Source organism: uncultured Methanobrevibacter sp., from assembly GCF_902788255.1.
In the GTDB taxonomy this organism is placed as follows: domain Archaea; phylum Methanobacteriota; class Methanobacteria; order Methanobacteriales; family Methanobacteriaceae; genus Methanocatella.
In genome coordinates this window covers 1-9,881 of sequence record NZ_CADAJR010000047.1, presented here as the reverse complement: position 1 = coordinate 9,881, position 9,881 = coordinate 1, and the positions used below count along the sequence as shown (strand labels likewise).

The following is a 9,881-nucleotide window of genomic DNA, read 5'->3' as shown; positions in this document are numbered from 1 at the left end:
AGCTTTTTCGCCGTCAGCAGTTTCCATGATGAGTTTACCTTTAGCGATTTCTTCTTTGACAACGTCTTTAGGATCTAAATCGTATACATCTCTAATCATATTCATGGTTGGAACAGGTGACATAGTTCCGCCACAGTTAACACCGATCATAATAACGTTTTCTTCGATGATTTTTCCTTTTTTCATTAATTCACGGATGGTCATTGCATCACATGGTTTACATGCAACAGCAAGTTTCATGTATCTTGCACCATCTAAGTATTTGGATACAAATTTAGCAATGTTTAAAGTACCACAGTGAATGGATCCTGCAGTTTTAATAACGTCAGCAGGGTCAGTGATGAGAGTTGGTACACCATCGTAAATATCGTGACCTTGGGTTACGCCAACAACACCGTCAACAATACCTTCTTCTAATAAGTATTTCATGATGGTAGTTACTACTCCTCCGTACTCTCCTTTTTCTTTGATATCTTCAATAGCAGAGTATGCGTAGTACATATCGTTAATTTTTGCGCTCATTTAAATCTACTCCCTATTTATTTACCTACTTTTACGGTGGTAGTTGCCATGTTTTCAGCTTTAATTTCAGTGTCAGTACCTTCTTTGTAGACTTCTCCTTTCATTTCAACAACTTCTGGGAGTTTTTCTACTTGGATAGCACAAGCTTTTAATTCAACCATTTTGGATTTAGGGTCGAATGAATCGGAGTTGGTTAATACATTTGCAGCACATTCTACGAAGTGCATTGGAATGTTTACAATACCTTCTTTGATGTCGTCAGTTACACGAGCAGGAATTGCAATTTCTCCTCTTCTTGAGAAAGCTCTTACTACTTCACCGTTTAAAATTCCTCTTGCTTCAGCATCTTTACTGTTGATTTCAATGAAACCAGTTTTAACTTCGTTGTTTAATGTTTCACATCTTCTGGTCATTGCAGCGTGGTAGTGGAACAAGATCCTTGTAGTAGTTAATAATAATGGGTATTCATCATCTACAGTTTCGACAGGTCCTTTGTGTTCTAATGCTTGGAAGACACCTAAACCATCAGGGTGTGCAAATTTAACTTTGTGCATTAATGGTTGACATGGGTCGTCTTCGGAAGGACAAGGCCAGTGGAGTGCTTCAGGAGTGTCTAATCTTTCACGGTTCATACCTGCCATGATAGGAGCACATTCTCTGATTTCGTCAAAGATTTCTTCAGCAGATTCGTAGTGGAATAATTCTCTTGGTACGCCCATTCTGACAGCGATTTCTTCCATGATTTTCCAGTCTACCCATGCGCCTTCAGGAGGTTCTTGTGCTTTGTGTAAGCATTGTACTCTTCTTTCACCACTGGTGAAGGTACCTTCTTGTTCACCCCAACCTGCTGCAGGTAATACAACATCAGCACATTGTGCGGTATCGGTTAAGAAACATTCTTGTACAACTAACATTTCTAAGTTAGCTAAAGCTTCTTTTGTGTGAGCTACATCAGCATCAGAGAGAACTGGGTCTTCCCCGTGGATGTATAATACTTTTAAGTCACCAGCGTGAGCAGCGTTCATCATTTCTACTAAGGTTAAACCAGGAGTGGTTGGTAAGTTTACTTCGTAACCGTATCCACTGTAGTAGTCGTTGAACCATGCGGTAGTTTCTGGGTCTTTAACTTTTCTGTAACCTACGTAATCGGAAGGTAATGCACCCATATCACAAGCACCTTGTACGTTGTTTTGTCCTCTTAATGGGTTTACACCGGTACCTTGTCTACCAATGTTACCAGTTAACATTGCGAGGTTTGCGGTGGACATAACGTTGTCTGCTCCGTGAGAGTGTTCAGTAATACCTAATGAGTATACGATAGCAGCTTTGTCAGCAGATGCGTAATCAATAGCTAAGTGTTCAATTACTTCAGGTTTGATTCCGGTAATTTCGGAAGCCATGTCTAAAGTGTATTTTTGTACAACTTCTTTCATTTCTTCGAAACCTTTGGTTCTGTAGTGGATGAACTCTTCGTCTTGTAATCCTCTGTCGATGATTACTTTGATCATAGCGTTCATTAAAGCTACGTCAGTACCGGTTTCAAATTGAACATATTCATCTGCGATTTTAGCAGTAGGAGTGAATCTTGGGTCTAATACAACTAATTTAGCACCGTTTTGTTTTGCTTGGATTAATTTACGTCCGAATAATGGGTGTGCTTCCATGTTGTTTGATCCAATACAGAAGATATAGTCTGCTTCTTTAATACTGTCGAATCCGTTGGTCATAGCACCTGATCCGAAAGTGTTAGCTAAACCTGCTACAGTAGGACCGTGACAGATACGTGCACAGTGGTCTACGTTTTGGGTTCCACAAGCTACTCTTGCTAATTTTTGAGTAATGTAAATGTTTTCGTTTGGTGAACGAGCACATGCGTAGAATCCAACTTTGTTTGGATCTTCGTCAGATACTTCTTTGAGTTTGTTAGCAACAAGGTCTAATGCTTCATCCCATGATGCTTCTCTGAATTCACCGTTTTCTTTTATTAAAGGAGTAGTTAATCTGTCTTCCCTATTAATAAACTGGTATCCAAAGTTTCCTTTAGGACATACTTTACCCTCATTTACAGGGTGTCTTTTTAAAGGTTCTACACCAACAATTTTTTCGTCTTTTACAACGAAGTTGAGTCCACAACCAGTACCACAGTATGGACAGATTGTTGGAACATATTTAATTTCAACCATTTTATAATCTCCAAAATATATATTTTTTATAAAATAATTTAAAAAAAAGAAGCTTTATAAAGCTTCTTTAAAAGTTTACTAGCTTATTCTTTTAAGTAGGTGTACCAGTAGATACATGCTACAAAGATAGCTCCACCGATAATGTTACCAATGGTAACTGGGATTAAGTTGTTAACGATGATAGTACTCCAAGTTACGCCTTTAGCACCTAAGAACATACCTAATGGTATGAAGAACATGTTTGCAACACTGTGCTCAAATCCGATGGTAACGAAAGCCATAATTGGGAACCAAATACCAACGATTTTACCGATGATATCGTCTGATGCGTTAGCTAACCATACAGCTAAACATACAAGCCAGTTACAACCAATAGCCTTAATAACAGCTGCGGTGAAAGGCATAGTTACTTTACCTTCAGCTACGGCAATTGCTTTTGCGGAAATTGCATAAGCAGGTGCGGTTGCGTCAGTAGGAGTGATTCCACCCATAAATGCTAAAACGTATGCAACGAATAAAGCACCTACAAAGTTGAAAATCCAACTGAGAACCCAGTTTTTAGCGAGACCGCCAACAGATGCGGAACCGTCTAAAACACCGATGGTCATAAACATGACATTTCCAGTGAATAATTCAGATCCTGCGAGGACAACAATAATCAATCCTACAGGGAACACTGCACCGAATACGAATTTTTCTAAACCTACAGGTGCGCCAGCTTTTAACATACCAGCACTAGCTACTACTGCTAATAAACCACCGAATGCAATATATGCTCCTGCTAAAAAGGAGAGTAATATTACATTAACGATATTTGCAGAGTTTTTTGCTCCAGCAGTTGCGGAAATTGCTTTCGCAGTGTCTACTGGACTTTTAAAAGATGAACTCATTTTATCAACCTCTTTTATTCCCTTTTAATTTAATTTCATAATACTGAATGAATCCCACAATTTTAGTTCAAAAAGTATTATGATAATATATATGGATTATCTATATAAAAAAGATTTTTCATTAGAACTTAAAAGAAATATTTAAATACTACAAAATAATATAAATTAATGTAATGATAAATCATGATGGATTATATACACATCGTGAAAATTCACTTTTTTTAGCCAACCACCACTTTAGAAATTTTTATTTATTCTATAAATTATTTGAAATCGACAATTTTTAAAAATAATAACGTTTAATTAATTTTAAACGAATTTTAAAGAAATATTAACAATATGAAAATAATTTTAAATCGACACCTATCGCCTAAATTGATACAAAATACACATCCTGAAATAATGAATTAATTAAAAAAAACAGACCGAATTTAGAATTACCTAAAAAAAACATCAAAATTAGTTTACAAATAAATTATCAAAGAAAATATAAAAATAATGCAGTTAAATCGAATCACATTACATCAATTTATAACGGTGAACACCACTCAAACTTTACATTGCAACACATCACTATTTTATTAAAAAAAATACTATATTATTATATGAGGGTGAAATTATGAAAATTGAAGAGATCGATGCAATAAATTTTAAAAATGATACCCACAAACAAACAAAAGAGAAAGTCGTTAAGGATGAAACTATAACACTAACAATAAACGGAGACATTTCACGTAGCCTATCTGCAATTGAAGACTCCCTTAAGGAATTTGCAGTGGGATACCTATTCAACGAAAACATGGTAAAATCTCTAGATGACATCAAAAGCATCGAGATTGACGGACCGCAGATTAATGTTGAAATAGACGACACCCTACTTAAGACCAATGAAACCGTATTGTGTTCAGATTCAGCCGGAGGATGGAGAAGCAAAATCAAGGACGTGAATCCTGTAGAGTCAGATTTCCAGGTTGATGTCCATGAACTTATTGACCGCATTGAAGAGCTGAAGGACAATGCCGAGATATGGCAGGCAACCGGTGGAACACATGTAGCCGGAATAGTTTACAAAGACCAGTTCATTGTAAAAGAGGATGTAAGCCGTCATGTAGCGGTTGATAAGGTGATAGGATACGGAATATTACATGATTTTGACCTGAAACATTCCTATGTAATATACAGCGGAAGGATGCCTGCGGACATGGTCATAAAGATGACAAGGGCAGGTGTGCCAATTCTTGCATCAAACGCAGCTCCCGCTAATTCAGGATATAATATTGCAAAAAAAGGAAATATTACATTGGTCGGCTTTTTGAGAGGCCAACGCTGTAACATCTATAATAATCAAGGCCGTATTCTATTCTAATACTGTATGTCTTGATTTCAAATCACTTTCGGTCTGCTGCATTTTTTCCATTAGCTCGGAAACGATAGCGTCCAGGAATACCAATGTTGTAAGTTCAAATGCAGTACCCAATGGAGTCAGGGAAGTATAGTTACCATGGATTTGACGTTTCATATAGTTTTCATCGTCATCTTCCTTTTGAGTTCTTCCTTTAACTAGTATATAACCATCAGCCAATTGACCTAAGCTGGAATCTGGGTAAGATGTAACGGCTAAAACTTTTGAACCTCTATTTTTTGCAATGCTGGCCGCAGAAACGATGGTGTTTGTTTCACCAGAACCTGAAATCGCTATTATGCAGTCGTCATCATGAATGGCTGGAGAGATTGTTTCCCCTACAACATATGCGCTTAAGCCCAAATGCATCAGTCTCATTGCAAACGCCTTAGCTGCAAGACCTGACCTCCCGGCTCCTGTAACGAATATGTTCTTAGACTCCATGATAATCTCTTCAAACTGATTAACGGTATCTTCATCCAAATATTCTTCTGCTCGTACAATATTATCCAATATAGCTTTAATAGAGGTTTTCATTATTTCCATTTTATCTAACCCATAAATCAATATTATTAATTATGATTACAATTTTATATATAATTAATGAAATTTGAAAGCGAGGGTCTAATCAGTCTTAAGATTAATGGTGAAATTTATGACCATAAATTATACCAGAGTCTGGAATCACTATCCCGTACCAAATCCCAGAGGAGATCGGCAAAGGAATTGGGGATATCACATACCGTATTCAACAGAAGATTTCTGAAGGCTGAAGAGAAGTTAGGCGTCAAGTTGACTGAAAAAATAGGAAACGGCAGTGTTTTGACATCCGCCGGGGAAAATTTGCTTGATGAATATAGAAAATATATGATCCAAATCGAAAAGACCTCCACAATAAACATTGTGGGAGGACACATCAGCACAGGCCTTCTGGAAAGTATAGACACCCCGTTCAATCTCAACATCTACAGCAGCAGTGACGAGGATGCATTCGAACTTGCAAAAAGAGGAGCGGTAGACATTTTGACCTTGGACGACCCTTTGATAGCCTATGAACGTGACATTAACTTCATGCCAATAGCTTACGATTATCTTGTTTTAGTTTCAAGCCCCAAATCAAAGAATATTGAAAGCATATCCGATTTGGAGGGACTTGACTTTGTTAATGTCAGCGGTTCTGCCCAAAGGCTAGCCTGGAACAGCCTGAACCATTATGATATTGAATATAATATCAAGGAAAGCGTTGCCTCACAATTTGATGCCTTTAAGATGGTTAGAAATTCTGAAAACCTCTACACCTTTTTGAATGCCAGTTACTTTAAGGGAAACGAACTTTTAAAATATGACACCCAACATGTAATCAGTATTGTCAAGGTTAATGAAGATAAATCAGAAGTTGATGATTTTGTAAGGTTTCTGCTTAATGATGCCCAAAAATCCATTGAAGATGAGGGTTTTACTCCGATGGGTTAGATTACCAAATGCTCTCGGCAAAATTGAATATGTATATAATAATATAACTAAGTGCATTCACTCATGTTACAGTATGTTTTTGTGAAGGTTCACACATGCGACCGTGTGCACTTTCAAAACATTAAATAATGATGAAACACAATATTAAATTATTAGATAAAAAGGCGATATTATGGTTAAAAACAGAGATTTACTAGCAATTGGTCACTCTGCTCATGATTACATTATTAGAGTGCCTGAATTTCCAAAAGCTAATTTTTCAGCCCCAATCACAAAAATGAAAACATTTAATGGTGGAGCAGCCGCAAATGTAGCGTGTGTTGGAGCGAAATTAGGATTAAAAACTTCACTTGTATCAGCAGTAGGTGGAGATTTCAAAAGAACCGAATACTATGAACACATGCAAAATTTAGGTATTGACACTGATTCGTTAATTATTGTTCCTGGTGAAGAGACCCCAACAGCATTTGTCCTGACCGACGACAATGACGACCAGATAAGTTATTTCTACTGGGGTGCTGCAAAGGAATTTGCTCAAAGCAAAGTTCCTGTAAAAGCAATTGAAAATGCTGAAGCGGTTCACCTTGCAACAGGAGACCCTGAATTCAACTGGAAATGTTCACAGGAAGCGAAAAATCAAGATCTTCTCGTATCCTTTGACCCTGGTCAAGACCTTGGAATGTACGATACCAAAAAATTATGCGATGTCATCGAAAACACAACCATTCTTTTCGGTAATCATCACGAAATTGAAAGAATTCTGGACGCTCTTGAGGTGGATTTAGCACAATTAAGACAAATGGGTCCTAAAATCATTGTCAAAACCTGTGGAGCAAAAGGATGTGAAATCTATTCAAATGAAGACAAAATCATTATCGATGCCATTCCAACTGAAGCGGTTGACCCAACCGGTGCAGGAGATTCCTACAGAGCAGGATTCTTATCAAGATTTTTAAATGGAGAATCTCTTGAAGAATCTGCCAAGTTTGCATCATCTGTTTCTTCATTTATTATTCAACATCAAGGTTGTCAAACCAATATGCCAACCTTTGATGAAGCATTTGAAAGAATGAGCGAATTTTACTAATTCCTACATTTTTTCAATTTTACTTTATTTTTATCAATACTACCTTATTTTTAATATATACCTCACAAATATCCTATTTTTTAAAAAAAAGTTGACTCATATCAAAATTTCTTGAATTAAGATTATCCTACTAATTTATATACTATTAAATTAAAATAAGAAATTATCAAATTCATATGAGAAAAAATTAAAATAAATTTGACTGTTTTAAAGATTAATTGAGGGAAATTATGACACAGATTAGTGATGCAAAAAAAGGCATATTGACCGAAGAAATGAAACATGTTGCAAAAATTGAAAATGTATCCGAAGACTTCATCCTGAAATCAGTGGCAGAAGGAACAATAGTAATACCAAGCAACGTCAACAGGGACATTGAAGCATCAGGTATTGGTGCAGGACTTAGAACAAAAGTAAACGCTACAGTCGGAACATCAACAGACATCGTTGATTTTGATGAAGAGGTACATAAGGCACAAATAGCAATCGACAACGGTGCAGACTGTTTAATGGAATTGAGTATCGGCGGAGATTTGGACGTAATCAGACGCAGAGTGCTTGACATGTCCCCATTGCCTGTGGGATCAGTACCAGTATATCAGGCAGCAATAGAAAGTATCCGCAGAGACGGTTCAGTAGTATACATGGACGAAGATGACCTCTTCAATACAATTGAAAAACAGGCAAAAGACGGTATTGACTTCATGGCTGTTCACAGCAGTATCAACATTGAAACATTAACCAGACTCAAAAGGCAAGGCCGTGTAACCGGACTCGTATCCCGTGGAGGATCATTCATGTCCGGATGGATTGTGGAAAACGAAAAGGAAAACCCATTGTATGCAAACTTCGACTATGTTCTCGAAATCGCCAAAGAGCATGATGTGGTACTGTCACTGGCTAACGGTATGAGAGCAGGGTCCATTGCTGACTCAACAGACAGGGCACAAATACAAGAATTGATCATTTTAGGAGAGCTAATCGACAGGTCCCGTGAAGCTGGAGTGCAATGTATGATTGAAGGACCGGGACACATTCCAATCAATGAAATCCCAACCAACGTAATGATTCAAAAGAAAATGTGTTCAAACGCACCATTTTACATGCTCGGACCTATCGTATGTGACGTTGCACCTGGTTATGACCACATCGTATCCGCAATCGGAGCGGCATCCTCCGCTAAAGCAGGAGCGGATTTCATTTGTTACGTTACCCCTGCAGAACACCTCGCATTACCTAATCCTGAAGACGTGAAAGAGGGAGTAATTGCAACCAAAATAGGAGCATATGCAGGTGACCTTGCAACCGGACAAATCGACGGTTCACAGGACCTTAAAATGGCAGAAGCTCGTAAAAGACTTGACTGGGAAGCACAATATGAATGTGCAATGTTTCCGGAAGCTGCACGTGCAAAAAGAGACCAAAGACCTCCTGAAGAGGAAGACACATGTACCATGTGCGGTAACTTCTGTGCGGTAAAAATCGTTAACGAATGGTTGGACCAATCCGACTCAGATTTAATCAAATAGTTTTTTAATTTTGGCTGGGGAGACTTAATCTCGCCAGCACCCCCACTTATTTTTTTAAAAAATCTTCATAGATGAAAATTTTTAATCAAACTTCATTCAAATAAAAACATATATATTTTACAATATTGAAATATAATTATAACATTGATATTTATCATGTTAAAATTAAAAGGTGAAAAAATGAAGAAAATTTTAATGATTGGAGTAGCTTTACTCGCAATTTGTATTACCGTAAGCGCAGTAAGTGCAGAAGGTTGGAGTTTTGACTTCTCCTCCAGTGACAGCAGCAATTCTGATGGAGGACAAATGAAATTAGAAAATGGAAAATTAAACTTACAGGGTATTGACTTTACCATCCCTGACGGATACAAAGAAAACGAAAGTGCACAAAAATTAGCTGAAAAAGCTGATGATCCAAAAGATGCAAAATACTCAGTATGCTCATTCATCAATGGAGATAAAGAAATCATTACAAAAGTATACTTCTCAGACGATACCCAATACAATAGTTTAACTCCTGAAGACGACACTTCTGTTGAAAAAACAATGGCTGGAATCGAAGGAATTTACTTCGAAAACAAATATAATGACAACACTCCAACATTCGAATTCATCAAAGACGGTAAAATCGTTGAAGTTAACGGACCGGATGATGCAACTATCGAATCCGTAATCAAATAGTTGAACTACCTCGACTTTGTAGAAGTCGAGGATTCCTAGATTTGTTTTTTTGTGCCACTTGTTTATTTGGCGTTTTCTAGGCTATTCCCGTAGTCCCACCGGTTCAAAATATTA

At 37.3% G+C, this 9,881-nt stretch carries 9 protein-coding genes; 5 read left to right on the top strand and 4 right to left on the bottom strand.

Going from position 1 to position 9,881, the window contains the following annotated elements; genetic code table 11:
- The 3 genes from QZV03_RS10740 to QZV03_RS10730 form a co-directional block, all read right to left on the bottom strand.
- The coding region (locus tag QZV03_RS10740) for a coenzyme F420 hydrogenase/dehydrogenase beta subunit N-terminal domain-containing protein (RefSeq protein WP_296876674.1) at positions 1 to 522 on the bottom strand (522 nt) is incomplete at its 3' end.
- A gap of 17 nt (positions 523 to 539) precedes the next feature.
- Positions 540 to 2,705, bottom strand: coding sequence for a formate dehydrogenase subunit alpha (fdhF, locus tag QZV03_RS10735; RefSeq protein WP_394350693.1), 2,166 nt, complete (start codon positions 2,703 to 2,705; stop codon positions 540 to 542).
- Between the two features lie 83 nt (positions 2,706 to 2,788).
- A complete protein-coding gene (locus QZV03_RS10730) occupies positions 2,789 to 3,595 on the bottom strand; it encodes a formate/nitrite transporter family protein (protein ID WP_296876672.1) in 807 nt (268 codons plus the stop codon).
- Positions 3,596 to 4,214: 619 nt separating this feature from the next.
- Here QZV03_RS10730 and fdhD point away from each other — a divergent pair.
- Positions 4,215 to 4,961 (top strand): formate dehydrogenase accessory sulfurtransferase FdhD, encoded by a 747-nt coding sequence (fdhD, locus tag QZV03_RS10725; protein WP_296876670.1) that lies wholly within the window; start codon positions 4,215 to 4,217, stop codon positions 4,959 to 4,961.
- On the opposite strand, the gene hxlB is transcribed toward fdhD, so the two are convergent.
- The gene (gene hxlB, locus QZV03_RS10720) at positions 4,953 to 5,543 is read right to left on the bottom strand and encodes a 6-phospho-3-hexuloisomerase (protein WP_296876668.1); all 591 of its coding nucleotides are present in this window, start codon (positions 5,541 to 5,543) and stop codon (positions 4,953 to 4,955) included. The genes fdhD and hxlB overlap by 9 nt on opposite strands.
- A gap of 57 nt (positions 5,544 to 5,600) precedes the next feature.
- On the opposite strand from hxlB, the gene QZV03_RS10715 reads away from it, so the two are divergent.
- From QZV03_RS10715 to QZV03_RS10700, 4 genes are all read left to right on the top strand, one after another.
- The gene (locus QZV03_RS10715) at positions 5,601 to 6,470 is read left to right on the top strand and encodes a LysR family transcriptional regulator (protein WP_296876666.1); all 870 of its coding nucleotides are present in this window, start codon (positions 5,601 to 5,603) and stop codon (positions 6,468 to 6,470) included.
- Between the two features lie 172 nt (positions 6,471 to 6,642).
- Entirely contained in the window at positions 6,643 to 7,557 is a 915-nt protein-coding gene (locus QZV03_RS10710) for a carbohydrate kinase family protein (RefSeq protein WP_296876665.1), read from the top strand.
- Between the two features lie 230 nt (positions 7,558 to 7,787).
- On the top strand, positions 7,788 to 9,086 hold the full coding sequence (gene thiC, locus QZV03_RS10705) for a phosphomethylpyrimidine synthase (protein ID WP_296876663.1): 1,299 nt from the start codon (positions 7,788 to 7,790) through the stop codon (positions 9,084 to 9,086).
- Positions 9,087 to 9,266: 180 nt separating this feature from the next.
- The gene (locus QZV03_RS10700; RefSeq protein ID WP_296876662.1) at positions 9,267 to 9,767 is read left to right on the top strand and encodes a hypothetical protein; all 501 of its coding nucleotides are present in this window, start codon (positions 9,267 to 9,269) and stop codon (positions 9,765 to 9,767) included.
- Positions 9,768 to 9,881 lie beyond the last annotated feature (114 nt).

Bases quoted from the DNA above. Each gene is read 5' to 3' on its own strand.
- fdhF (WP_394350693.1), bottom strand. From the start codon at position 2,705: ATGGTTGAAATTAAATATGTTCCAACAATCTGTCCATACTGTGGTACT.
- thiC (WP_296876663.1), top strand. From the start codon at position 7,788: ATGACACAGATTAGTGATGCAAAAAAAGGCATATTGACCGAAGAAATG.
- QZV03_RS10700 (WP_296876662.1), top strand. From the start codon at position 9,267: ATGAAGAAAATTTTAATGATTGGAGTAGCTTTACTCGCAATTTGTATT.
- QZV03_RS10715 (WP_296876666.1), top strand. From the start codon at position 5,601: ATGAAATTTGAAAGCGAGGGTCTAATCAGTCTTAAGATTAATGGTGAA.
- QZV03_RS10730 (WP_296876672.1), bottom strand. From the start codon at position 3,595: ATGAGTTCATCTTTTAAAAGTCCAGTAGACACTGCGAAAGCAATTTCC.
- hxlB (WP_296876668.1), bottom strand. From the start codon at position 5,543: ATGGAAATAATGAAAACCTCTATTAAAGCTATATTGGATAATATTGTA.
- QZV03_RS10710 (WP_296876665.1), top strand. From the start codon at position 6,643: ATGGTTAAAAACAGAGATTTACTAGCAATTGGTCACTCTGCTCATGAT.
- fdhD (WP_296876670.1), top strand. From the start codon at position 4,215: ATGAAAATTGAAGAGATCGATGCAATAAATTTTAAAAATGATACCCAC.